The organism is Streptomyces synnematoformans (assembly GCF_039531005.1).
Taxonomy (GTDB): Bacteria; Actinomycetota; Actinomycetes; order Streptomycetales; family Streptomycetaceae; genus Streptomyces; species Streptomyces synnematoformans.
Window position 1 is genome coordinate 1 of sequence record NZ_BAAAPF010000063.1, and the last position, 25,116, is coordinate 25,116.

The following is a 25,116-nucleotide window of genomic DNA, read 5'->3' on the forward strand; positions in this document are numbered from 1 at the left end:
CGCCCGCGCCGCGGCCGCGGGCCTGGCCGCGCGGCTCGTGGGGCCCGAGGAGGCCGCCGCCCTGGCGCCGCGGTTCGTCGACGCGGAGACGGCCGTGGCCGGGCTGCACTTCCCCGGCGACGGCACCGCACGCGCCGGGCTGCTCACCGCCGTGCAGCGGCGCCGGGCCGAGGCGGAGGGCGCGGAGTTCGCCGACGGCGCGGAGGTGACGGGCCTGGAGATACGCGCCGGGCGCGCGCACGGCGTGTGGCTCGCCGACGGCACGCTCGTACCGGCCGACGACACGGTGCTCGCCTCCGGTGTCTGGGGCCCGCTGCTCGCCGCGCGGGCAGGCGTGCAACTGCCGCTGACGCCGGTGGCCCACCCGTACGTCTACGGCGGCCCGCGCCCGGAGCGGCATCCGCGCGGGCCGTTCGTGCGCTGGCCAGAGCACCACGTCTACGCCCGTGACCACGGCGACCGGGACGGTATCGGCACCTACGACCACGAACTGCGCCCGGTGGCGCCCGCGGACCTCGGGGTGCGGGCCGAGGAGCCCTGGCCGGGCGAGCCGTTCGACGGCGCCGTGGCCGCCGCGCTCGCCCTGCTGCCGGCCGCGCACCGCTTCGCGCCCGCCGTCCGCCTCAACGGCGTGTTCTCGGTGACGCCGGACAACATGCCGCTGCTCGGCCCGTTCGACGGGCTGCCCGGGCTGTGGTCGGCGACCGCGGTCTGGGTGACGCACGCCGCGGGTGCGGCGGCGGCGCTCGCGGAGGCGATGGACGGCGACGAGCCGGGCGCGGGGTTCGCGGCGCTGTCGCCGGACCGCTTCGCCGGCGAGCCGGCCGGTGTCCTGCGCCGCCGGGCGCTGCGCCACTACAACGACATCTACGCCGCCGGCTGAGGCGGCCCCCTCCCCCGGCCCGGGGTGGGGCCCGGAGCCGGCCGCACGGACCTGCGGCGGCGGGCCGTCCCGGCGCCTGTGGAAAACCTCCGGCGCGGTCGGACCGGCGCCGTAGGATCTCGGTGAGATCACCGGAGGTGGGCAGTGGCCGTGGACGAGACCCCCGAAGCAGACGTGCCGCCCTGGCGGATGCTGCTCGCCTACGCGCGCCCGCACCGCTGGGCGCTGCTCGCCGGGGCGCTGCTGTCGCTGGCGACGGGCGCCACCGGGCTCGCCCTGCCGCTGGTCGCGCGGTCGCTCATCGACGACCTGTCCGAGGACCGGTCCATCGCCGGGGCGCTGGTGCTGATGTCGGTGCTGGTCGTCGCCAACGCCGGCGTCGGGGCGCTCGGTTCGTACGTGCTGCGGCGCACCGCCGAGTCGGTGGTGCTCACGGCGCGGCGCCGGCTCAGCTCGTATCTGCTGCGGCTGCGGATAGCGGCCGTGGACCGCACGGAGCCCGGGGACCTGATGGCCCGGGTGACGTCCGACTCCACGCTGCTGCGCGAGGTCACCACCGACACCCTCGTCGGGCTCGGCACCGGCGGCCTGACCGCCGTGGCGACGCTGGTGCTGATGGGCGTCGTCGACCCCGTGCTGCTCGCGGTGACCGCCGGGGTGATCGCCGCCGCCGGCACGGTCATCGGCGTGATCGTGCCGCGCATCAACCGGGCGGCGAAGCGGGCGGCCGAGTCCGTGGGCCTGATGGGCGCGGCGCTGGAGCGGGTGCTCGGCGCGCTGCGCACGGTCAAGGCGTCGGGCGCCGAGCACCGCGAGGAGCGGGCGGTGCACGCGGCGGCGCAGGAGTCGTGGCGGCAGAGCGTGCGGGCGGCCAAGTGGTCGGCGCTGGCCGGGAACACGGCGGGGCTGTCCATGCAGGTCGCGTTCATCACCGTGCTGGCGGTGGGCGGGGCGCGGGTGGCGACCGGGGCGATCGACGTCGGCACGCTGGTCGCCTTCCTGCTCTACGTCTTCTATCTGATGTCGCCGATCCAGCAGGTGGTGGGCGCGGTCACGCAGTACCAGTCGGGGGCCGCCGCGCTGACGCGTATCCGCGAGGCGCAGCTGCTGCCGGCCGAGCCGGCCGCCGAGCCCGCGCCGCTGCCGGAGCCGGGCGCCGAGCCGGCGGGGCTGGCGTTCGAGGACGTCCGCTTCCGGTACGCCGACGACCTGCCGTTCGTGCACCACGGCGTCAGCTTCCGGGTGCCGCCGCGCGGCATGACGGCGTTCGTGGGCCCGTCGGGGGCGGGGAAGACGACCGTCTTCTCGCTGATCGAGCGGTTCTACGAGCCGACCGCCGGCCGGATACTCCTCGACGGCGCCGACGTCACCCGGTACCCGATACCGGCGCTGCGCGCCGCCATCGGCTACGTGGAACAGGACGCCCCCGTGCTCTCCGGCTCGCTCGGCGACAACCTGCTGCTCGGCAACGCGGCGGCCGGCGAGGACGACGTGCGGGCGGTGCTGAAGACCACCCGGCTCGACGGCCTGGTGGCCCGGCTGCCGCAGGGCCTGGACACCCTGGTCGGGCACCGCGGCACCAGGCTGTCCGGCGGCGAGCGCCAGCGCGTCGCGATCGCCCGTGCGCTGCTCCGCCGGCCCCGGCTGCTGCTGCTCGACGAGGCCACGTCGCAGCTGGACGCGGTCAACGAGGCGGCCCTGCGCGACACCGTCGCGGAGGTGGCGCGCAGCACCACGGTGCTCGTCGTCGCGCACCGGCTGTCGACCGTCACCAGCGCCGACCGGATCGTGGTGATGGACGCGGGCCAGGTGCGGGCCGTGGGCACGCACGCCGAGCTGGTCGCCGGCGACCCGCTCTACGCCGAGCTGGCCACCACCCAGTTCCTCGCCGCCACGGCCGGCACCGCATGATGGACAGCGGACGACGAAGGAGGCCCGCCGTGCGCCCGGAGCTGCAGATCAGCGCCACCAACCCGGAGCATCCCGCCGCGCTGCTCGACCTGCCCTGGGAGCTGCCGCTCGACGCCTGGCCGGAGAGCTGTCTCGTCGACCTGCCGCGCGGCATCTCGCGGCACGTGGTGCGCTTCGCCGAGGCCGGCGCCGAGGTCGTGGCGATCAAGGAGGTGCCGGAGCGCGCGGCCCGCCGGGAGTACGAGCTGCTGCGCGACCTCGACCGGCTGGGCATCCCCGCCGTGGCCGCGCTGGCGGTCGTCACCGGGCGCACCGGCGCGGACGGCGAGCCGCTGGAGCCGGCGCTGGTCACCCGGCACCTGGTGGGCTCGCGCCCGTACCGGGCCATGTTCGAGACGACGCTGCGTCCGGGCACCGTGAACCGGCTGATGGACGCGCTGGCCGTGCTGCTGGTGCGGCTGCACCTGGCGGGCTTCGCCTGGGGCGACTGCTCGCTGTCCAACACCCTCTTCCGCCGGGACGCCGGCGCCTACGCCGCGTACCTGGTGGACGCCGAGACCGGGCAGATCCAGCCGCGGCTGAGCCACGGCCAGCGGGAGTACGACATCGAGCTGGCCCGCATGAACATCTCGGGCGAGCTGATGGACCTGGAGGCCTCCGGGGCGCTGCACCCGTCGATCGACCCGATCCCGTTCGGCGCGGCCATCGCCGAGCGGTACGGCGACCTGTGGCACGAGCTGACCCGCGAGTCGGTCTACCCCGCCGACAAGCGGCACTACATCGAGCGCCGCATCCGCCGCCTGCACGACCTCGGCTTCGACGTCGCCGAGATGCAGATCACGCACTCGCCGGCCGGCGACACCGTCTCGTTCGTGCCGAAGGTCGTCGACGCCGGCCACCACCAGCGCCAGCTGCTGCGGCTGACCGGCATGGACACCGAGGAGAACCAGGCCCGCCGGCTGCTGAACGACCTGGAGAGCTGGATGGCCACCCAGGACGACTACGCGCCCGGCGACCCCCTCGGGGCCCGGCCCGAGGTGCTGGCGCACCGCTGGGTGCGGGAGGTCTTCCGGCCGACGGTGCGTGCGGTGCCGCTGGAGCTGCGCGGCCAGCTGGATCCGGCGCAGGTCTACCACGAGGTGCTGGAGCACCGCTGGCTCCTGGCCGAACAGGCGCAGCGGGACGTGGGGCTGCCGGCCGCGGTCGCCGACTACGTCGCGAACGTGCTGCCGCGCTCCGCGGCCGGCACCTCCGGCTGACGACCGCCCGCGCCGGCGGACCGGCCGGGTGAGCGCACGGGCCGGGCCCGCCGCCGGCTGCCGCGGGCCGCCCCGGCAGGGTAGCGTCCGTCCATGCCCGGGATGTCGGCCGCGACCGCGGCACTGCTGCTCGGCGCCGTGGTGGTCCTGTGCGCCGCGGCGGCGTTCATCGGCGTGCACGTCGCCCGCAACCGGCAGTACGGCACCCCGCAGGAGCGGGCCGCGTACGAGACGCTGCACACCGCCTCCCTCGCCGCGCCCCCGCTGCGCGCCGGCCTCACCGACGACAGCGCCCGCCGGGCCGCCCCGCACCTGCGGGCCCTGCTCGGGGCGCCCGCGCTCGCGCTCGCCGACGGCGGGGGCGGGCTGCTGGCGTGGGACGGCCCCGAGGGCAAGCCGGGGCACGACCACTCCGAAGCCGTCCCCGGGGCCGCGGCGCAGGTGACGGAGAGCGGCCGCACGCAGGTCGTCGGCCCCCGCGAGGTCGCCTGCACCTGGCCGGACTGCCCGCTGCGGCACGCGGTGGCGGTGCCGCTGACGGTCGCCGGCCGGATCGACGGCGTGCTCGCCGTCTTCACCTCCCAGACCTCGGCGGGCCTGGTGCGGGCCGCGTCCGAGGTGGCCCGCTGGGTCTCCGCGCAGCTGGAGCTGGCCGAGCTGGACAGCTCCCGGGCCGCGGCCAGCGAGGCGGAGCTGCGGGCGCTCCGCGCGCAGATATCCCCGCACTTCATCTACAACTCGCTGTCCACCGTCGCCTCCTTCGTACGCACCGACCCGGAGCGGGCCCGCGAGCTGATCGTGGAGTTCGCCGAGTTCACCCGCTACTCCTTCCGCCGCCACGGCGACTTCACCCCGCTCTCGGAGGAGCTGCGCTGCATCGACCGCTACCTGCTGCTGGAGCGCGCCCGCTTCGGCGGCCGGCTGGAGGTCTCGCTGCGCGTGGCGCCGGAGGTGCTGAGCGTCGTGGTGCCGTTCCTGTGCCTGCAGCCGCTGGTGGAGAACGCCGTACGGCACGGGCTGGAGAAGAAGCCGGGCCCCGGGCGGCTCACCATCACCGCGGCCGACGGCGGCAGCGAGGCGCTGATCAGCGTCGAGGACGACGGCGCCGGGATGGAGCCGGAGACCCTGGCCCGCACCCTCGCCGGGGACCTGGCGGAGCTGGCCGAGCTGGCCGGGGACGCGCCGCGGGCGCCGGGCATCGGGCTGCGGAACGTCGACGAGCGGCTCCGGCAGGTCTACGGGGACGCCTACGGGCTCGTCATCGAGACCGCTCCAGGGGCGGGCACGACGGTGCACGTCCGGGTGCCGAAGTTCCATCCGGACGCGGTGCAGAGCGGCCCCGGCGGGCTGTGAGTGGGAGACGGGTTTCGCTGCCGCCGCGCCCCGCATAGGGTGCCCGCATGCTGCACACTCTCGCCGTCGACGACGAGGAGCCCGCCCTGGCGGAGCTGGCGTATCTGCTGCGCCGCGACCCCCGGGTGGCCGAGGTGCAGACGGCCGACGACGGGCAGCAGGCGCTGCTGGCCCTCGACCGGGCGCTGGCCGCGGGCCGTTCGGTGGACGCCGTGTTCCTGGACATCGGCATGCCGGGCCTGGACGGGCTGGCGCTGGCCCGGGTGATCTCCCGGTTCGCGCACCCGCCGCGGGTGGTGTTCGTCACCGCGCACGAGCACCACGCGGTGGAGGCGTTCGCGCTGCGCGCCGCGGACTACGTGCTGAAGCCGGTGGCGCCGGAGCGGCTCGCGGAGGCGGTGCGCCGGTGCGCCGAGTCGGCCGGGGAGGCGGGGCCGGAGGACCCCTCCGAGCCACCGGAGCCGGGCGGCGCGCCGCCGGAACGGGCGGCGGCGCCGGACGAGGTCATCAGCGTCGAACTCGCCGGCGTCACCCGGTTCGTCCAGCGCAGCGAGGTGCTGTACGCCGAGGCCCAGGGCGACTACGCGCGGCTGCACACCGGCGGCGGCAGCCACCTCGTGCGCATCCCGCTCGCGACGCTGGAGGAGCGCTGGGGCGTGGCCGGCTTCGTCCGCATCCACCGCAGCCACCTCGTCGCCCTGCACCACGTGCGCGAGCTGCGCATGGAGGCGGGGCGCACGTACGTCGTCCTCGGCGGGCACGTGCTGCCGGTCAGCCGGCGGCACACCCGTCAGGTCCGCGAGATGCTCGTCCGGCATCCGCCGACGGCGGCGGTGTGAGGTGAGGAGCGACCGGGGGGTCCCCGCACAGAACGGCGGCCCGCCGCGGGACCGCACGCCGCAGGGGAACGCGCCGCAGGGCGGCGCTCCGGGCGGCCGTACCGCCGGGCCCGGCGTGCCGCGCGGCCGTACCCCGGAGTCCGCGACGCCGCCCGCGCCCGCCGCGCCTCCGCCCCGCGTGACCGTCGCCCACCCCCGCACCCTCGCCGCCCGCAGCTCCCAGCCCCCGCCCGGCAGCCGCGCCCTCGTCGCCGACGACCTGGGCCGGCAGACCCCGCTGGGCGACGTCTACCTGCGCTCCCTCATACGCACCCAGCTGCGGCTTGCGGCCCTCGTCGTCGGCGCCCTGGCCGCCGTGCTCGGCCTGCTGCCGGTGCTGCTGGCGACGGTGCCCAGCGTGCGCGACACCACGCTGGCCGGCGTCCCCGTGCCGTGGCTGGTGATCGGGGTCGCGGTGCACCCGGTGATCCTCGCGCTGGCGTGGGTCTACCAGCGCCAGGCGCGCAAGAACGAGGCCGAGTTCGCGGACCTGGTCGAGCGGTCGTGACCGCGGTCGTGACAGGGCACAGCACGTGAACACCGTCCAGCCGGCCGTCGCCGTCGCCGTCGTCTGCGTGGCCACCGCGCTCTTCGGCGTGTACGGGCTGCGCCCCGGCCGCGCCACCTCCGACTTCTACGTCGCCTCCCGGGCCGTGACGCCGCTGCGGAACGCCTCGGCCATCGGCGGCGAGTACCTGTCCGCCGCGTCCTTCCTCGGCATCGCCGGCCTGGTGCTCGCGTACGGCGCCGACATGCTCTGGTACGGCGTCGGCTACACCGCCGGGTATCTGGTGCTGCTCGCCTTCGTCGCCGCGCCGATGCGCCGCTCCGGCGCGTACACCGTCCCGGACTTCGCCGAGGCCCGGCTGCAGTCCGCGCGGGTGCGGCAGCTCGCCTCGGTGCTCGTCGTCCTCATCGGCTGGCTGTACCTGCTGCCGCAGCTGCAGGCCGCCGGACTGACGCTGCGCACGGTCACGGGCGCGCCGCTGTGGGTCGGTCCGGTGGCCGTCGGGGCCGTGGTGATGACCACGGTCGCCTCCGGGGGCATGCGCAGCGTCACCGCGGTGCAGGCGTTCCAGTACTGGCTGAAGCTGACGGCGCTCGCGGTGCCGGTGATCTTCCTGCTGCTGGCCTGGCGCGCGGACGGCGCCCCGTGGCCGGACGCCGACGCGCCGCCGAGGTTCCGCGACACGACGACGGTGACCGTCCACCAGGCGGTCGACGTACGGGTCGGGGACCCGGTGCGGGTCACGGTGCACGGCCGGCTCGACGGCCACCGGCTGGACGGCGAGCGGGTCCGCGTCGGCCCCGGCGTGCATGCGATCGGCGCGGAGACCCGGGTGACGTTCCCGGCCGGCTCCGACGTGCCGCACCCGGTCGACGACGAGGCGCCCGTCGACGGCCGCGACTGGACGCGCCCGCTGTCCGGTCCCGAGCACCCCGGCTACGGCACGTACTCGCTGCTCATCGCCACCCTGCTGGGCACCATGGGCCTGCCGCACGTCATCGTCCGCTTCTACACCAACCCCGACGGCCCGGCGGCCCGCCGGACCACCTGGACCGTGCTCTGGCTGCTGGCCGCCTTCTACCTGCTGCCGCCGCTCTACGGGGCCCTCGGCCGGCTCTACACCCCCGAGCTGCTCATGACCGGCCGCACGGACGCCACCCTGCTGCTCCTCCCCGACCGGCTGCTCGGCGGCGGCCCGGGGGCCGCGGTCCTCGGCACGCTGCTGACCGCCGGCGCGTTCGCGGCGTTCCTGTCGACCGCCTCCGGCCTGACCATGTCGGTCGCGGGGGTGCTGGGGCAGGAGCTGGAGCGCAGACGGGCCCGGCGGGCGACCGGCCCGCCGGGCAAGGCGGCGGACGCCCGGGCGGAGGTCCGGGCGACCGTGCGGCGGCTGCGGCTGGCCGGGGTGGCCGCGGCGGCGGTGCCGTGCGCGGCGTCGCTGGTGGTCGTGGAGCGGCCGGTCGCGGATGTGGTGGGGCTGGCGTTCGCGGTGGCGGCCTCGTCCTTCTGCCCGCTGCTGCTGCTCGGCATCTGGTGGCGCGGGCTGACGCCGCAGGGCGCCGCGGCCGGGCTGCTCTCCGGCGGCGGGGCGGCGCTGGCGACGGTGGCGGTGACGATGTTCGGCGTGCAGCCCGGCGGCTGGCCGGGGGCGCTGCTGGCGCGGCCGGCGGCGTGGACGGTGCCGCTGGCGTTCGCGGTGATGGTGGGGGTGTCGTGGCTGACGAGGCGCAGCGTGCCGAGCGGCACGGCGCACGCGCTGCTGCGGCTGCACGCGCCGGAGTCGCTGGACCTGCCGCGCCGCCCGGGACGTCCGACGGGCTGAACCGCCGGGCCGCCGCGACCGGCCGGCCGACCGCTCGTCGTGCCGTCGCTACCGCTCGGCGCATCCGCGCGGCCGTTCACGGCACGGCCGTCGCGCGGCGGCTCCCGCGGCGGCGCGCCCGCTTCTACGGTTGCCGCGCCCGGCCAGTCCGGGCACCCCCGTCCCCGAAGGCGCCCATGGAGGCCGCGATGAGCAGCACACCCCCGACCGGCAGATCGCCGGATGTGTACGAGGAAGTACAGCAGAGCGAGGAGTTCGGGGAGCTGCGCCGCACGCACCGTTCGTTCGCGTTTCCGCTGACCGTCGGATTCATTTCCTGGTATCTGCTGTACGTGCTGCTGTCGAACTACGCGGGCGGCTTCATGGGCACCGAGGTCGTCGGCAACATCAACATGGCGTTCGTGCTGGGCATCGCGCAGTTCGTCACCACGTTCGCCCTCGCGTGGTGGTACGCGCGGCACGCCGGCGCGAAGCTCGACCCCAGGTCCGAGCAGCTCAAGCAGGACGTTGAGAGCCGGCTGGCCGGCGGCAGCACGGAGGTCGGGAAATGACGGGCGCCACCACGAGCGCGCTGCACATGGTCGCCCAGTCGGAACCGGGTGAGCACCGGACGCTGATCGTCACGCTGTTCTCGGTGTTCGTCGCGTTCACGCTGGCGGTGACCGTCTGGGCGGGACGCAAGACGAAGGACGCCACCGACTTCTACGCGGGCGGCCGTTCGTTCACCGGGTTCCAGAACGGCCTGGCGATCTCCGGGGACTACATGTCCGCGGCCTCGTTCCTCGGCATCGCCGGCGCCATCGCGCTGGCGGGTTACGACGGGTTCCTGTACTCCATCGGCTTCCTGGTCGCCTGGCTGGTCGCGCTGATGCTGGTCGCCGAACCGCTGCGCAACTCCGGCAGGTTCACGATGGGCGACGTGCTGGCGTTCCGGATGCGCCAGCGTCCGGTACGCACCGCGGCCGGCGTGTCGACCATCGTCGTGTCGATCTTCTACCTGCTGGCGCAGATGGTCGGCGCCGGCGCGCTGGTCGCCCTGCTGCTGGGGATCACCGGTGAGGCCGGCAAGAACCTCATCGTGGTCATCGTCGGCCTGGTGATGATCCTCTACGTGACCATCGGCGGCATGAAGGGCACCACCTGGGTGCAGATCATCAAGGCCGTGCTGCTGATCCTGGGCACCCTGCTGATCACGATCCTGGTGCTGGCGAAGTTCGACTTCAACATCTCCCAGCTGCTCGGCGCCGCCGCGGACAACTCCGGCAAGGGCTCGGCGTTCCTGGAGCCGGGGCTGAAGTACGGGGTGGACACCACCTCGAAGATCGACTTCATCTCGCTGGGCGTCGCGCTGGTGCTGGGCACCGCGGGTCTGCCGCACATCCTGATCCGCTTCTACACGGTGCCCACCGCGCAGACCGCGCGCAAGTCCGTGCTCTGGGCGATCGGGATCATCGGCGGCTTCTACCTGATGACCATCGCGCTGGGCTTCGGCGCCGCCGCGCTGATCAAACAAGAGACCATCATCGAGTCCAACCCGGCGGGCAATACCGCGGCACCACTGCTGGCGGAGGAGATCGGCGGCGGAGCGGGATCCACCGGCGGCGCGATCCTGCTGGCGATGATCTCCGCGGTGGCGTTCGCCACGATCCTCGCGGTCGTCGCGGGGCTGACGCTGGCGTCGTCGTCGTCGTTCGCGCACGACCTGTACGCCAACGTGATCCGCAAGGGCAAGGCCACCGAGAAGGAGGAGGTCGCCGCGGCGCGGATCGCCGCCATCGCGATCGGCGCGGTCGCCATCCTCCTGGGCGTCTTCGCCGGCAGCCTCAACGTCGCCGGCCTGGTGGCGCTGGCCTTCGCCGTGGCGGCCTCGGCGAACCTGCCGACGATCCTCTACAGCCTGTTCTGGAAGCGGTTCACCACCCAGGGCGCGCTGTGGTCGATCTACGGCGGCCTGTTCACCTCGGTGTTCCTGGTGCTGTTCTCGCCGGTGGTATCGGGCGAGGAGAAGAGCATGTGGCCCGGGGTCGACTTCCAGTGGTTCCCGCTGGAGAACCCGGGGCTGATCTCCATCCCGGCCGGCTTCTTCCTCGGCTGGCTCGGCTCGGTCCTGTCCAAGGACGACGACGCCACCGGCAAGAAGTACGCGGAGCTGGAGGTCCGTTCCCTCACCGGCGCCGGCGCCCACTAGGCGCCGTCGCCGCCCGCGAGCGGCGGCCGGCCGGCGGTGCCCGAGCGCCTTCCGCCCGGTCGTCACCAACCCCCCACCCCGGGGGGCGGGGCTCCCTCCTCCGCCCCGCCCCCCGCCCCCACTCCCGCCGGCCCGCGGGGTCCGTGCCCCCGCGGGCCCGCGGGCTCTCCGGTTATCCGACCGTCTCCTTGGCCCGTACGCGCAGCACGTCCAGCGCGGCGCGCACCGCGGGGCTGCCCGTCCCGCCGCGCCGGGTGACCGTGAGGAACGTACGGGACGGGCACGGCGTCCCCGTGATCCGCAGCCGGCGGACCGACGGCACGCCGGAGAGCTGCGCGAGCCGGGGTATGAGCGCGACGCCGAGGCCATGCGAGACCATCACCCCCGTCACGGTGAAGTCGCAGGCCTCGTGGGTCACGTTGGGCCCGAAGCCGGCCGCGCTGCACGCCGCGAGCACGCGCTGGCGGGACCAGACGCCCGGCGGGCCGATGATCCACCGCTCCTCCGCGGCCTCGGTGAGCCGGACGGCCGTGCGGGCGGCCAGCGGGTGGTCCTCGGGCACGACCAGGTCGAAGGGGTCCTCGATCAGCGTCTGCTGCTCGAAGCGCCGGTCGCCGCGGGCCGGAGCGTCCGCGGACGCCTCGACGACGGCGAGGTCGGTCTCGCCGTTGAACAACAGGTCGTAGCAGTCCGCCGGCTCGGCCTCGCGCAGCCGGACGTCGAGCCGCGGGTACTCCGCGCGCAGCGCGCCGGCCACCGGCGTCAGCAGCCGGCACATCGCGCTCGGGAACCCGGCCATGCGCAGCTCCCCCACCGGCTCGCCGTCGAGGGCGTGCAGTTCCGACTCGGCCAGCTCCCACCGCGCCTCGATCGCGTCGGCGTGCGCGAGCAGCCCGCGCGCCGCCTGCGTGAGCCGCACCCGGCGGCCCTGCGGCTCCAGCAGCCGGACGTCGAGTTCCCGGCCCAGCTGCCGGATCTGCTGGGACGCGGCGGAGGCGGTGAGGTGGAGGGATTCGGCGGCGGCGGTCACGGTGCCGTAGTACGCGACCGCGCGGAGCACCCGGAGGCGGCGCAGATCAATCATGTAGTCGACCCTTCACAATGTCGTCCATAAATCCAACCTAGACCTGAACGGACGCAGCTTCCATCCTGGAGGGCAAGCGAACGGGCCCGGCCAACGGGCCGCCGCCACGAGAGGATCCGCCGGCGCGTACGGCGGAGAGAGGACATCCGAGTTGTTCGAGGGTCACTGCCCCCACTGCGGCTGGGCGGACAGCACACCGTTCCACACCGTCTCGCGGCACCGTACGGCCGGCGGGATGACGATCTGGACCCGGTGCCAGTGCGGCTCCCTGCAGATGCGGACGATCGACGCGGCCGGCGGCCGGATCGTCACCCGGGGGCGGCCAGCCCCGGACGCGGCCGGCGGCCCGTACCCGGCCGGCGTGCGGCAGCCGGCCGTCCCACGGGTAGAAAGGTGCCATGAGAGCTGACGCCCCCGTCCCCGCCCCCGCCGTCGTCCCCGCCGCCGCCCCCGTCAGGGAGCGCACCGCATGACGCAGCGCACCCGCCGGCCCAACATCCTGCTCATCACCAGCGACCAGCAGCACTGGAACACCCTCGGCCGCGGCAACCCCGAGATCCGCACCCCGCATCTCGACCGGCTCGCGGCCGAGGGCACCGCCTTCGAGCGCGCGTACTGCCCCAACCCGACGTGCACCCCCACCCGCGCCTCGATGATCACCGGCAAGTACCCGAGCCAGCACGGCGCGTGGACGCTCGGCACCAAGCTCCCCGAGGACGAGCCCACCCTCGGCGGGCACCTGGGGGCCGCGGGCTACGCCACCTCGCTGGTCGGCAAGGCGCACTTCCAGCCGCTCGCGAGCACCGCGGAGCACCCCTCGATCGAGTCGTACCCGCTGCTGCAGGACCTGGACTTCTGGCGGGGGTTCCACGGCCCGTACTACGGCTTCGACCACGTGGAGCTGGCCCGCAACCACACCGCGGAGGCGCACGCGGGCCAGCACTACGCGCTCTGGCTCCAGCAGCAGGGGTGTGCGGACTGGCGGCGCTACTTCCGGCCGCCGACCGGCACCCTGGACCCGGACCTGCAGCACACCTGGCCGATCCCCGAGAAGCTGCACTACAACGCCTGGATCGCCGAGCGCACCGGCGCGCTGCTCGACGGCTACGCCGAGCGTGGCGAATCGTTTTTCTGCTGGGCCAGCTTCTTCGACCCGCACCCGCCGTACCTGGTGCCCGAACCCTGGGACCGGATGTACGACCCGGACGCGCTGACCGTGCCGGAAGCCCGCACGGGCGAACACGACGGCAACCCGCCGCACTTCGGCCTCACCCAGCAGGAGCGGCCGGACTTCTCGCCGTGGCAGGAGTCGGGGCACTACGTCCACGGCTTCCACTCCCACCGGCTGCCGGCGGCGGAGCGGCGCCGGCTGGTGGCCACGTACTACGGCATGGTCAGCCTGCTGGACGAGTACGTCGGCCGCATCCTGGACCGGCTCGACGCGCTGGGCCTGGCCGAGGACACGGTCGTGGTCTTCACCACCGACCACGGCCACTTCTTCGGCCAGCACGGGCTGCAGGCCAAGGGCGCGTTCCACTACGAGGACCTGCTGCGGGTGCCGTTCCTCGTCCGCTGGCCGGGCCGGGTGCCCGCCGGGCGCGCCTCCTCCGCGCTGCTGTCGACCGTCGACCTGGCGCCGACCTTCCTGGAGCTGGCCGGGGTGCCGGTGCCGCGGGAGATGACCGGGGTGGACCAGGCGGCGGTCCTCACCGGGGACGCGGTCAGCGCGCGGGACCACGTGATCTGCGAGTTCCGGCACGAGCCGACGGCGGTCAGCCTGCGCACGTACGTCGACGACCGCTACAAGCTGACGGTGTACCAGGGGCGGACGTACGGCGAGCTGTTCGACCTGCGCGCCGACCCGGGTGAGACCCGCAACCTGTGGGACGACCCGGGAAGCGCCGCGCTGAAGACCGACCTGCTGCTGCGGTACGTCTGGGCCGAGCTGGGCAAGGAGCCGATGCGGATGCCGCGTGTGGCGGCGGCGTAGGCGGGGGTCGCTCCGTGCCGCCTGCCCGAACGCACGAGCGGCACCCTCGTCAGGTCTGCCCGGCGACCGCTCCGGGGTTCTCCTCGGACAGCGCCTCGGCCAGCGTCGGCACCGGCTCCAGCGCGTCCAGCAGCCCGCAGCAGCGCATGACCCGGTGCGGGGCGGCGCTCTCCGGGCAGACCACCCGCAGCTCACCGCCGCGGTCGTCGGTGCGGATGCGGGCGCGGACCAGCAGCCGCAGGCCGGAGCAGTCCAGGAAGTCAGTACGGGACAGGTCGATGACCACCCGCGGCACGGGCGCCCCGGTGATCACGTCGAGATACGGCTCGACGTCGAGCTGGGCGGCGAGGTCGATCTCGCCGTGCAGCTCCAGCACGGTGAACCCGTGCAGCCGGTAGCTCCGTGCGAAGCGCGACTCCACACGGTCGGCACCGTCGTCGCCGGTACGCCACGAAGCTCCGGTCACGTCGTCTGTGTACACCACGCGCTCCCCCCACGGGGCCCGTTCCGCCCACCACCCGGGGGCAGGCAGCCGAGATCATAGTCACCGGGGTCCTGGGTGGACCGCCAACCGTAGTGCTGCATGCCGGGGCAGGGGCAAGGTTGGCGCAAATGGTCCGGTCGCAATTCGCCTGACCGGGCGATTAGTTCACAAATAGCTTGACCGACTCCCACACGATACGAGCGCGGGGCGCCGCACGTGCCCGGTGAACAGCCGGTGGCGCCGCAGCATCCTCCGGGTGACATACTGACATAACTAAAATAACCGGACAACCCTCGCCCGCCGCGGCCGGTCTGACCCCGTGTCAGTCCGCACCGCAGGAAGGAACTCAGGGATGAGGACGTGGAGAAGCACCGCCCTCGCCGTGGCCGTGACGCTCGCCGCCGGCGCCGCGCTCGTCACCCCGGCGACCGCGGAGACGCCGGCCGCCGGTGCCGCGCACGAACCCCGCTGGGAGATATCGCTCGCCGGCAGCCTGCCGGACGGCGCCTGGCTGAAGTCGGTGACGTCCGCGGGCCGGAGCGCCTGGGCCGTCGGCTCCGAGAGCATCTACGAGGGCACGGCGGACGGCGTCGTGCTGCGCTGGGACGGCCGGCGCTGGCGGCAGGACCGCGACCCCGCCCTGCCGCCCGTCCACTACTGGAACAGCGTCGACGCCTCCTCCGCGCACGACGTGTGGGCGTACGGCTGGAACGACGACGGCGAGTACGTGGTCCGCCACGACGGCAGGAGGTGGCGACAGGTGCCGCCGCCGGAGCTGCCCGGCGGCGAGAACCACGGCGCCGCGGAGGTCGCCGCCGGGTCGCACCGCGTCTGGCTGGCCGGGCGGGAGTGGCTGAGCACGTACGCGCACGGCTCCTGGACGTCGGAGAAGCTGCCGCGCGGCGTGGACGTCATCGACGTCGACTCCCGCTCCTCCCGCAGCGCCTGGGCCGTCGGCGGCTTCTGGCACGTCGGCGAGGAGAGCCGCCCCCTGGTGATGCGCTGGCAGGACGGCGCCTGGACCGAGACCGCGGCCCCCGACGACCCGGACCTGCGGCTGACCGACGTCCACGTCGCGTCCGACCGGAGCGTCTGGGCGGCCGGCCGGGTTCCCGCCGCCGACGGCGAGGGCTTCGCCGAGCCCCGGGTCTACCACTGGAACGGCCGCACCTGGCGGGACGTCACCGGCCCGGTGGCGGGGCTCTTCGCCGAGAGCGTCACCGGCGACGGCCGCGGCGGGATCTGGCTGTCCGGCGACCCCTACGGCTGGGCGGGCCCTCCGGTGTTCTGGCACTACGACGGCCACCGCTGGACCCGGCACGAGGGCGCCGCGGTCACCGCCGGGGAGACGCAGGCGCACGAGGTCAGCGACCTGGCACCGGGCACATGGGGCGGCGGGCCGTGGGCCGTGGGCAGCTACGCGCACGTGGAGGGCACGACGGCGTACCAGCACGAGCTGATCGAGCGCCTCGGCCGCCGCTGAGCGCTAATTCGGTTGCCGCGCCCGGCCGGCTGCTGCTGCACTGACCGGGCACGGCAGATCGTGTCCCCGCACGAAAGGAAAGGCGCATGCGCGCAGCGTTCATGTCCACCCCGCAGGCCATCGCCATCCACACAAGGGACATGACGCTTCGTGCACACGCTGAACCTGGGAATCCTGGCCCATGTCGACGCCGGTAAGACCAGCCTGACCGAGCGGCTGCTGTACGCGGCCGGGGTCGTCGAGGAGGTCGGGAGCGTCGACGACGGCAGCACCCGCACCGACTCGCTCGCGCTGGAGCGCCGGCGCGGCATCACCATCAAGTCCGCCGTCGTCTCCTTCGCGCTCGACGGCCTCACCGTCAACCTCATCGACACGCCCGGCCACCCGGACTTCATCGCCGAGGTCGAGCGGGTGCTGCACGTGCTCGACGGCGCGGTGCTCGTGGTCTCGGCCGTGGAGGGCGTGCAGGCGCAGACCCGGGTGCTGATGCGCGCGCTGCGCCGCCTGGCCATCCCCACCCTGGTCTTCGTCAACAAGACCGACCGGCGCGGGGCACGCGGCGACGCGCTCGTCCGCGACATCGCCGCGAAGCTCGCGCCGGGCGCCGTCGCCATGGGCGCCGTCCGCGGACTCGGCACCCGCGCCGCCGCGTTCACCCCGTACGGTCCGGACCGCCCGGACGGCCCCGGGGATCCGGACGGCGCCGCGTTCACCGGCCGGCTGGCCGACGTCCTCGCGGTCCACGACGACGCGCTGCTCGCCGACTACGTCACCGACGAGGCGGCGGTGACGTACCGCAGGCTGCGCAAGGGCCTCGCCGAGCAGACCGCGGGCGCGCTCGTGCACCCGGTGTACTTCGGCTCCGCCGCCACCGGCGCGGGAGTCGCGGAGCTGACCGCGGGCATCAGGGAGCTGCTGCCGGCCTTCACCGGGGACCCCGACGCGCCGGCCGCGGGCACGATCTTCAAGGTCGAGCGCGGTCCGGGCGGCGAGAAGGTCGCGTACGTGCGGGTACTCGCCGGCACGGTACAGACCCGCCGGGAGCTGCCGTACGGGGACGGCGACCGCGCCCCCGTGACGGAGAAGGTCACCGGCGTCGAGGTCTTCGACCAGGGCGCGGCGGTGCCCGCGGCCGGGGTCCCGGCCGGCCGCATCGCCCTGGTGCGGGGGCTGGCCGGCGTGCGCATCGGCGACGCGGTCGGCGCGGCGGTCAGCTCCGCCGGCCGGGCCGAGGACGCGCGGCGGCACCACTTCGCGCCGCCGACGCTGGAGACGGTGGTGGTGCCGGAGCGGGCCGCCGACCGGGGCGCGCTGCACGCGGCGCTCTTCCAGCTCGCCGAGCAGGACCCGCTGATCGCGCTGCGCCAGGACGACATCCGGCAGGAGCTGTACGTCTCGCTCTACGGCGAGGTGCAGAAGGAGGTCATCGGGGCCACGCTCACCGACGGGTACGGCCTGCCGGTGTCCTTCCGCGAGTCGTCCGTCATCCACGTCGAGCGGCTGGCCGGGGCGGGCGCGGCGTACGAGAAGGGCGACACGGACACGAACCCGTTCCTGGCAACCGTCGGGCTGCGCGTCGAGCCGGCGCCGCCGGGCACGGGCGTGGTCTTCGGGCTGGCGGTGGAGCTGGGCTCCATGCCGTACGCGTTCTTCAAGGCCGTCGAGGACACCGTCCGCGCCACGCTGCGCCAGGGCCTGAGCGGCTGGGAGATCCCGGACGTGCGGGTGACGATGACGCACTCGGGCTACTGGCCCCGGCAGAGCCACGCCCACCAGGGCTTCAGCAAGGCCATGTCGAGCACCGGGGCCGACTTCCGCGGCATCACCCCGCTGGTGCTGGCGGACGCGCTGAAGCGGGCCGGGACCCGGGTGCACGAGCCGGTGCAGCGGTTCCGGCTGGAGGCGCCGGAGGACACGGTGCCGGCGCTGTGGCCGGCGTTCGCGGCGCTGGACGCGGTGGTCGACGCGCAGGTGGTGCGCGGCGGGGTCGCGGTGCTGGAGGGCGAGGTGCCGGCGGCGCGGGTGCACGGGCTGGAGCGGCGGCTGCCGGGGCTGACCCGCGGCGAGGGCGTGCTGGAGAGCGCCTTCGGCCGCTACCGGGAGGTGCGCGGGCCGGCCCCGGTGCGGCCGCGGACCGACCACAACCCGCTGGACCGCAAGGAGTACCTGCTGCACGTCCAGCGGCGGGTGTGAGGGGCGGTACGGGTACGGGGGTGGCTCCCGCACCCGTACCGCCGGCCGGGGCCGCCGCCGGTCCCGGCTCCGCCTCCTCCTCCGACGCCGGTGCCGCGCGGCCGAGGGCCGGCAGCAGCACGGCGCCGCCGGCGATCGACGTCCCTGCCAGGAAGTGCCTGCGGTGCACGCTCATGGTTCCCTCCGGGAAGGTGGTGGTCGGTCGTCGGTCCTCAGTGCTGGGGTACGGGTCTGCGCTGGCCGGCCGCGAAGTACTCGGCGAGCGCGGGGTCGGGCGGCGGCACGTCGTACGCCGGGCCGCCGGAGCGCAGCGAGCGGGTCGCGAGCACGCCCGCGGCGACGCTCATCCGGGCGGCCAGGGGCGAGGTGTCGGTGGCGTCGCCGAGGCGTACGAAGCGGCAGAACTCGGCGACGACCCGGCCGTCGGCGCCGCCGTACGCGCTCTCCGCGGCGGGCACGCGGTGGATGGCGTCGGCGCCGGGGCGGTAGCCGGAGGGCCCGGTGTGCCAGACGCGGACCTCGTCGCCGGGGCGGTCGCCGAAGTTCTCCAGCCGGCCCGCGGTGCCGATGACGGTGTAGCTGCGCCAGTGGTCCGGGCTGAAGTGGCACTGCTGGTAGGCGGCGATGACGCCGTTGTCGAGGCGCATGTTCATCACGGAGACGTCCTCGACGTCCACCACGGGGTTCAGGTCGCGGCGCGCGGCGGGCGGCCAGGCGTCGTCCTCGGGCCGGACGGCGGGGCGCGGGGTGCCGGGCGGCCGGCGGGGGAGGTCGCCGTAGAGCATGAGGGCGCCGAGGGCGTGCACCCGGCGGGTGTAGCCGCCGGCGAGCCAGTGCACGACGTCGATGTCGTGGGCGGCCTTCTGCACCAGCAGCCCGGTGGTGCGGCGGCGGTCGGCGTGCCAGTCCTTGAAGTAGTAGCCCCCGCCGTATCCGACGAAGTGCCGGACCCACACCGTGAGCGGCGCGCCGATGTCGCCGCGCGCGATGATGTCGCGCATCAGCCGGACGACGCCGGTGTGCCGCATGTTGTCCCCGACGTACAGCGGCGTGCCGGTCTCGTACGCGGTGCGCAGGATGGCGTCGCACTGCTCGACGGTGATGCCGAGCGGCTTCTCCACGAAGACCGGCTTGCCGGCTTCGAGCGCGGCGCGGGCGACGGCCTCGTGGGTGTCGTCGGGGGTGGTGACGACGACCGCGTCCACGCCGTCGGCGTCGGCGGCGTCGAGGAGCCGGCGGTGGTCGGCGTACGCGGAGGCACCGGGGAAGCGCCCGGCGACGCCCGCCCGCACGGCCGGGTCGGTGTCGGCGACCGCGGCCACGACGGAGCCCATGCCGGGGCGGTGGGCGGCGTCGGCGAGGTCGCCGCGCAGCCCGAGGCCGACGACCCCCAGCCGCAGGTCGGTCACGATGCCCCCGCGCCCGCTCATGCCCGCACCACGGCCATGCCCTTGTCCTCGAACTCCCGCGCGGTGTCCGCCGCCCGGTCGTCGGTGACGAGCACGTCGATGTCGGCCGGCGGGCAGATCCGGGCGAAGGTGCGCACCCCCAGCTTGGTCGAGTCGGCGACCACGACCAGCCTGGCGGCCCGCGCGGCGAGCAGCGCGTTGATGCTCGCCTCGTGCTCGTCGCGGGCGCTGGCGCCGTGCTCGGCGTCGACGGCGTCGGCGCCGACGAAGGCGATGTCGAGGCGGATCTCGCGGAGGATGTGGCCGGCGAGCGGGCCGACCAGCTCGTACGAGGAAGGCATGGCGACGCCGCCGGAGACGACCACCTTGACGCTGCGCCGCACGGCCAGCTCGGCGGCGATGTTGAGCGCGTTGGTGACGACGGTGACGGCAGGCTGCCCGTCGCCGCGGGCGCCGTCGCGGTCGGCAGGGGCCTCGGCGTCGGGACCCCAGTCGGCGCGGGCGGCGAGCGCGCGGGCCACGGCGGCGGTGGTGGTGCCGCCGTTGAGGCCGACCACCATGCCGCGTTCGACCATCGCGGCGGCGGCCCGGCCGATGCGCTCCTTCTCGGCGGCGTCCCGGCCCGCGCGGTGCCGCAGCGGCAGGTCGTAGGCCACGTCGTTCGGCACGGCGCCGCCGCGGGTGCGGACCAGCAGCTGCTGCTCGGCCAGCTGGTCCAGATCGCGCCTGATGGTGGCCGCGGACACCGCCACCTCGGCGGCCACGGCCTCCACGTCGAGCCGTCCGCGTTCGGCCAGCAGCCGCAGCAGCACCCCGTGCCGTTCGTGCTGGTTCACCCCGTATCCTCCCACTAGCGATGCTTGAAGATGCTTGGAATTCTGCCTTAGCATGCACGATTGAACAACGGTTCTCACACAGGGCGGGGCGATGGAGATGACGTACGTAGCCGCTGAGCTGGCCGATCAGCCCGCGTGCTGGCGCCGGGCGAGCGGGCTGGCTGGGGCGCTCGGGGAGCGGCTGCCGCGGCCCGGCGAGCGGGTCGCCGTCGTCGGCTGCGGCACCTCCTACTTCATGGCGCAGGCGTACGCCGCGCTGCGCGAGGAGGCCGGCCACGGCGAGACGGACGCCTTCCCCGCCTCCGGCTTCCCGGCCGGCCGGGCGTACGACCGGGTGCTGGCGCTGACCCGCTCCGGGACCACCACCGAGGTGCTGCGGCTGCTGTCCGCGCTGGGCGGCTCGGTGCACACCACCGCGGTCGTCGCCGACGGCGCCGTGCCGGCGGCCAGGGCGGCGGACGACACCGTCGTGCTGGACTTCGCCGACGAGCGCTCCGTGGTGCAGACCCGCTTCGCGACCACCGCGCTGACCCTGCTCCGCGCCCATCTCGGGGTGCAGCCGGCGACGGCGGTGGAGGACGCGGAGCTGGCCCTCGTCGAGCCGCTGCCGCAGGGGCTGCTGGCAGCCCGGCAGTTCACCTTCCTCGGCGCCGGCTGGACCGTGGGGCTGGCGAACGAGGCGGCGCTGAAGATGCGCGAGGCGGCGCTCGCGTGGACCGAGTCGTACCCGGCGATGGAGTACCGGCACGGGCCGATCAGCATCACCACCGCGGGCACGGCCACCTGGATGATCGGCGACGCGCCCGCGGGCCTGGAGGACGAGGTGCACGCCACCGGCGCCCTGTGGGTCACCGGCGGGCTCGACCCGCTGGCCGAGCTGGTCCGGGCGCAGCGGCTGGCGGTGGCGCTGGCCGACGCCCGCGGGCTGGACCCGGACGAGCCGCGCCACCTCACCCGCTCGGTGATCCTCAGCCCGGCCGGCTGAGGACCACCGCGGCGGGGCCGGTCAGAACGGGCCCTGGAGTGCGCCGAGCCGGTCGGTCAGGCGCAGGTTCTCGGTGTAGTCGACGGGGCAGGAGACGACGTCCACGCCGTCGTGGGCGAGGGCGTCGCGCAGCACGGGCAGCAGCTCGTCGGCGGACTTCACCGTGTGCCCGCGGGCGCCGAAGCTCTCCGCGTACGTCACCAGGTCCGGGTTGGCGAAGCGGGTGTGGGAGTGGCGCCCCATCTCCAGCTCCATCTTCCAGGTGATCAGCCCGTACTCGTCGTCGACGAGGACGAGCACGGTCATCGGGATGCCCTCGCGGACGGCGGTCTCCAGCTCCTGGGAGTTCATGAGGAACGCGCCGTCGCCGGTCATCGCGAGCACCTGCGCCTCGGGCCGGGCGAGCTTGGCGCCGATCGCGCCGGGCACGGCGAATCCCATGGTGGACAGCCCGTTGGAGATCAGGCAGGTGTTGGGCTCGTACGTGGGGTAGAGCCGCGCCATCCACATCTTGCCGGCGCCGGTGTCGACCAGCACCACGTCCTCGCGGCCGAGCGCCTCGCGGACGTCGGCGACGACACGCTGCGGGGCGAGCGGGAAGGCGGAGTTGCGGCGGCCGTGCGCCAGCTCCTCGGCGAGCAGCCCGCGGATGAGCCGGCCGTCGCCGTGGAAGGTACGGCCGACGGCGTCCGCGAGGCCGTCGAGCGCGGCGCAGGGGTCGCCGAGCACGCCGACCGCGACCGGGTAGTGGGAGTCGACCTCGGCCGGGAAGTGGTGCAGGTGCAGGATCTTCTTGTCGCCCTGCGGGTTGATCTTGACCGGGTCGAACTCCTGCAGCTCGTACCCGACGCAGATGAGCACGTCGGCGTTGTCGAAGCCGAAGTTGGTGTAGTCGTGGCGCATGAAGCCGACGGCGCCGAGTGCGTTGGGGTGGTCGTCGGGGAAGACGCCCTTGCCGTTGAAGGTCGTCGCCACCGGGATGTCGAGCCGCTCGGAGAAGCGGACCAGGGCGTCCGTGGCGCCGGACCGGGTGGCGCCGTGGCCGGCCAGCAGGATGGGGCGGGCGGCGCCCGCGAGCACCTCGGCGGCCCGCTCCAGCTGCGCGGGGGACGGGGCCTCGGGGCGGGGCCGGTTGATGGGCAGCGGGTTCAGCGGCGGGTCGGGGACGGCGCCCTCCAGGTCCTCGGGCAGCGCGAGGAACACCGCGCCCGGCCGCTCGCTCTGCGCGGTCTTGAACGCCTGCCGCACCATCTCCGGCACCGCGCCGGCGGCGCGGACCTGCTGCGACCAGTCGGTCACCGGGGCGAACATCGCGGGCAGATCGATGACCTGGTGCGACTCCTTGTGCACCCGGTCCAGCCCGCCCTGCGCGGCGAGCGCGACCACCGGGGTGCTGTTGGTGTGCGCGTCGGCGACGCCGAGCAGCAGGTTGATGGCCCCCGGGCCGAGGGTCGCGGAGCACACCCCCGCGCGGCCGGTGATACGGCCGTACATCTCCGCCATGAACGACGCGCCCTGCTCGTGGCGCACGAGGACGTACTCGATGGACGGGGAGGCGTTGACGGCGTCGACGAAGCGGATGTTCTCCTCGCCCGGCACGCCGAAGACGTGCGTCACGCCCTCCGCCTCCAGGCAGCGCACCAGCAGGTGCGCCACGTCTTCGGGGGTGTCTGCAGTGCTCATGCCTCCGAGCGTAACCTGCGCGCACAGAAAGAAGACTCCGCCGCATTCGGTCGGAGCCTCGGCATTGCTATGATGAGGAATTCTCTGCGCGAATTCCTCAGTCGTGCACGCTAGTCGTGAACGCTGAACCGTGAACTGGCGCTGGAGGAAAGCGTGATGCGGGCATTCTATCCGTGCGGGAGCTGAATTGTCAAACGACGTGCCGAACGAGGAAATGCGGCGCGAGCAGGAATTCCTCGACCTGCTCCACCGGCGCCTCGCCGAGCTGCGCGAGGACGCGGCGGCGGGGGTGCGCGCCGCCCTGGCCCAGGACGGGGGGAACACCCTGCAGGCCAAGCTGGAGCGGGACGTCCTGGTGGCCGAACAGTCCGGGCTGCTGGCCGCGTTCAACGCCGGCGAGCACGGCCTGTGCTTCGGCCGGCTGAGCTTCCGCGACGGCCGCGACCACCACATCGGCCGCATCGGGATGCGCGCCGACGACGAGGAGCGCACGCCGCTCGTCGTCGACTGGCGCGCCGACGTGGCGCGCCCCTTCTATCTCGCCACCGGCCACACACCCATGGGGCTGCGCCGACGGCGGCACATCTCCACCGCGGGCGACGCCGGCGGCCCGCGGGTCACGGCCCTGCACGACGAGATCCTCGACCTCGCCGACCCCGAGCGCACCGGCCTGGAGGGCGCCGACGCCGACGCGGTGCTGCTCGCCGCCCTCGACGCCGCCCGCACCGGCCGGATGCACGACATCGTGCAGACCATCCAGGCCGACCAGGACCGCATCATCCGCGCCCCGCGCTCGGGCGTCCTCGTCGTCGAGGGCGGCCCCGGCACCGGCAAGACCGCCGTGGCCCTGCACCGCGCCGCGTACCTGCTCTACGCGCACCGCGAGCAGCTCGCCCGCCGCGCCGTGCTCATCGTCGGCCCGGGCCCCGCCTTCCTCGGCTACATCTCCGAGGTGCTGCCCGCACTCGGCGAGACCGGCGTGCTGCTGGCCACCCCCGGCGAACTGTTCCCCGGCGTCAGCGCCACCGGCACCGACACCCCCGCGGCCGCGGCGGTCAAGGGCGGCACGGCGATGGCCGGCGCGCTCGCCGCGTACCTCGAAGACCGGCAGCGGCTGCCGGAGGAGACGGTCGTCATCCCGCACGAGGACGGCGAGCTGCACCTCGACCACTGGCTGGCGAACGCGGCCCGCCGGCGCGCCCGGGACACCGGGCTGCCGCACAACGCGGCCCAGCCGCACTTCGCGTTCAACGTCATCGACGGGCTGACCCGGCAGCTCACCGAGCAGCTCGGCGACGACCCGTTCGGCGACGAGAACCTGCTCGGCCCGGACGACGTCGCCCAGCTCGGCAAGGCGGTCGCCGCGAACGAGGACGTGCACGCGGCCATCGCCGGGCTGTGGCCGCTGCTGACGCCCCAGGAGCTGGTCGCGGACTTCCTCGCCGAGCCGGTGCACCTGCCCGCGGCGGACGCGGAGCTGATCCGCCGCGCCGAGGGCCCCTGGACGCCGGCCGACGTGCCGCTGCTGGACGAGGCGGCGGAGCTGCTCGGGGACGACGGCCCGGCGCAGGCGGCGGCGCGGGCGCGGGCGGAGGCGGAGCGGCAGGAGCGGATCGCGTACGCGCAGGGCGTGCTGGAGATGTCGTACGGCTCGCGCACCCAGGAGTTCGAGGACCGCGACGACGACGAGGCGGAGGTGCTGGCGGCGCACGACCTCATCGACGCCGAGCGGCTGGCCGACCGCCAGGAGGAGGCCGACCACCGGACGGCGGCCGAGCGGGCGGCGGCGGACCGCTCCTGGACCTTCGGGCACATCATCGTCGACGAGGCGCAGGAGCTGTCCCCGATGGCGTGGCGGCTGCTGATGCGGCGCTGCCCGACCCGGTCCATGACGCTGGTCGGGGACCCGGCGCAGACGGCGGAGCCGGGGGCCTGCGGATCGTGGGAGGCGATCCTCGGCCCGTACGTGGACAAGCGCTTCGAGCACCTCACGCTGGGAGTCAACTACCGTACGCCCGCGGAGATCATGGACGTCGCCGCCGGGGTGGCGCGGGCGGCGGACCCGGGGTACGCGCCGCCGCGCTCGGTGCGCGCCACGGGGGTACGGCCCTGGGCCGAGCGCGCCGGGGAGTCGGCCGGCGACGTGCCGGCCGCGGTCGCCGCGGCG

At 74.7% G+C, this 25,116-nt stretch carries 20 protein-coding genes; 14 read left to right on the top strand and 6 right to left on the bottom strand.

The genetic code is table 11. The annotated features are described in order from the left end of the window. The 9 genes from ABD317_RS12915 to ABD317_RS12955 all read left to right on the top strand — a co-directional run. A partial coding sequence (locus tag ABD317_RS12915) for an NAD(P)/FAD-dependent oxidoreductase (protein WP_344290003.1) occupies positions 1-883 on the top strand: 883 nt, incomplete at its 5' end. 189 nt (positions 884-1,072) lie between these two features. Continuing rightward, positions 1,073-2,794: an ABC transporter ATP-binding protein gene (locus ABD317_RS12920; protein WP_344290027.1), complete on the top strand. Its 1,722-nt coding sequence runs from the start codon at positions 1,073-1,075 to the stop codon at positions 2,792-2,794. Then, entirely contained in the window at positions 2,794-4,053 is a 1,260-nt protein-coding gene (locus ABD317_RS12925) for a DUF4032 domain-containing protein (protein ID WP_051437880.1), read from the top strand. The genes ABD317_RS12920 and ABD317_RS12925 overlap by 1 nt, the downstream gene beginning before the upstream one ends. 102 nt (positions 4,054-4,155) lie before the next feature. Next, positions 4,156-5,406: a sensor histidine kinase gene (locus ABD317_RS12930; RefSeq protein WP_344290028.1), complete on the top strand. Its 1,251-nt coding sequence runs from the start codon at positions 4,156-4,158 to the stop codon at positions 5,404-5,406. A 47-nt stretch (positions 5,407-5,453) separates the two neighbouring features. Then, positions 5,454-6,245 (top strand): LytR/AlgR family response regulator transcription factor, encoded by a 792-nt coding sequence (locus ABD317_RS12935; protein WP_344290005.1) that lies wholly within the window; start codon positions 5,454-5,456, stop codon positions 6,243-6,245. A 178-nt stretch (positions 6,246-6,423) separates the two neighbouring features. Continuing rightward, positions 6,424-6,792, top strand: coding sequence for a hypothetical protein (locus ABD317_RS12940; RefSeq protein ID WP_027751918.1), 369 nt, complete (start codon positions 6,424-6,426; stop codon positions 6,790-6,792). A 25-nt stretch (positions 6,793-6,817) separates the two neighbouring features. After that, positions 6,818-8,614 carry a sodium/solute symporter gene (locus ABD317_RS12945; protein ID WP_344290007.1) on the top strand — a complete coding sequence of 599 codons (1,797 nt, stop codon included), beginning with the start codon at positions 6,818-6,820 and terminating at the stop codon, positions 8,612-8,614. 176 nt (positions 8,615-8,790) lie between these two features. Continuing rightward, on the top strand, positions 8,791-9,165 hold the full coding sequence (locus tag ABD317_RS12950) for a DUF485 domain-containing protein (protein ID WP_344290009.1): 375 nt from the start codon (positions 8,791-8,793) through the stop codon (positions 9,163-9,165). Further along, complete coding sequence (locus ABD317_RS12955; RefSeq protein ID WP_344290011.1) at positions 9,162-10,802, top strand: solute symporter family protein; 1,641 nt, start codon at positions 9,162-9,164, stop codon at positions 10,800-10,802. Before ABD317_RS12950 ends, ABD317_RS12955 begins: the two co-directional genes overlap by 4 nt. A 172-nt stretch (positions 10,803-10,974) precedes the next feature. Here the strand turns inward: ABD317_RS12955 and ABD317_RS12960 are convergent, their stop codons facing one another. Next, on the bottom strand, positions 10,975-11,886 hold the full coding sequence (locus ABD317_RS12960; RefSeq protein WP_027751922.1) for a LysR substrate-binding domain-containing protein: 912 nt from the start codon (positions 11,884-11,886) through the stop codon (positions 10,975-10,977). Between the two features lie 162 nt (positions 11,887-12,048). Beyond that, positions 12,049-12,198, bottom strand: a complete 150-nt coding sequence (locus ABD317_RS12965; RefSeq protein ID WP_344290013.1) for a hypothetical protein — start codon at positions 12,196-12,198, stop codon at positions 12,049-12,051. Positions 12,199-12,355: 157 nt separating this feature from the next. On the opposite strand from ABD317_RS12965, the gene ABD317_RS12970 reads away from it, so the two are divergent. After that, complete coding sequence (locus tag ABD317_RS12970) at positions 12,356-13,876, top strand: sulfatase family protein (protein ID WP_344290015.1); 1,521 nt, start codon at positions 12,356-12,358, stop codon at positions 13,874-13,876. Between the two features lie 49 nt (positions 13,877-13,925). Here ABD317_RS12970 and ABD317_RS12975 read toward each other — a convergent pair whose 3' ends face one another. After that, the gene (locus tag ABD317_RS12975; RefSeq protein WP_027751924.1) at positions 13,926-14,357 is read right to left on the bottom strand and encodes an anti-sigma factor antagonist; all 432 of its coding nucleotides are present in this window, start codon (positions 14,355-14,357) and stop codon (positions 13,926-13,928) included. Between the two features lie 355 nt (positions 14,358-14,712). Here ABD317_RS12975 and ABD317_RS12980 point away from each other — a divergent pair, with 355 nt between their 5' ends. Together ABD317_RS12980 and ABD317_RS12985 are read left to right on the top strand one after the other, a co-directional pair. Then, a complete protein-coding gene (locus ABD317_RS12980) occupies positions 14,713-15,843 on the top strand; it encodes a hypothetical protein (protein ID WP_344290016.1) in 1,131 nt (376 codons plus the stop codon). A gap of 150 nt (positions 15,844-15,993) precedes the next feature. Next, on the top strand, positions 15,994-18,036 hold the full coding sequence (locus tag ABD317_RS12985; RefSeq protein WP_344290018.1) for a GTP-binding protein: 2,043 nt from the start codon (positions 15,994-15,996) through the stop codon (positions 18,034-18,036). A gap of 212 nt (positions 18,037-18,248) precedes the next feature. Here the strand turns inward: ABD317_RS12985 and ABD317_RS12990 are convergent, their stop codons facing one another. Then, entirely contained in the window at positions 18,249-19,466 is a 1,218-nt protein-coding gene (locus ABD317_RS12990) for a Gfo/Idh/MocA family protein (protein ID WP_344290020.1), read from the bottom strand. After that, positions 19,463-20,281 (bottom strand): DeoR/GlpR family DNA-binding transcription regulator, encoded by an 819-nt coding sequence (locus ABD317_RS12995; RefSeq protein ID WP_344290022.1) that lies wholly within the window; start codon positions 20,279-20,281, stop codon positions 19,463-19,465. Before ABD317_RS12995 ends, ABD317_RS12990 begins: the two co-directional genes overlap by 4 nt. Positions 20,282-20,378: 97 nt before the next feature. Between ABD317_RS12995 and ABD317_RS13000 the strand changes: the two genes are divergently transcribed. Beyond that, complete coding sequence (locus ABD317_RS13000; RefSeq protein WP_344290024.1) at positions 20,379-21,266, top strand: SIS domain-containing protein; 888 nt, start codon at positions 20,379-20,381, stop codon at positions 21,264-21,266. 21 nt (positions 21,267-21,287) lie between these two features. Here the strand turns inward: ABD317_RS13000 and ABD317_RS13005 are convergent, their stop codons facing one another. Further along, positions 21,288-22,949: an acetolactate synthase large subunit gene (locus ABD317_RS13005; RefSeq protein WP_344290026.1), complete on the bottom strand. Its 1,662-nt coding sequence runs from the start codon at positions 22,947-22,949 to the stop codon at positions 21,288-21,290. 214 nt (positions 22,950-23,163) lie between these two features. Here ABD317_RS13005 and ABD317_RS13010 point away from each other — a divergent pair. After that, positions 23,164-25,116 (top strand): HelD family protein (locus tag ABD317_RS13010; RefSeq protein ID WP_344290030.1); only part of this gene is annotated, 1,953 nt, incomplete at its 3' end.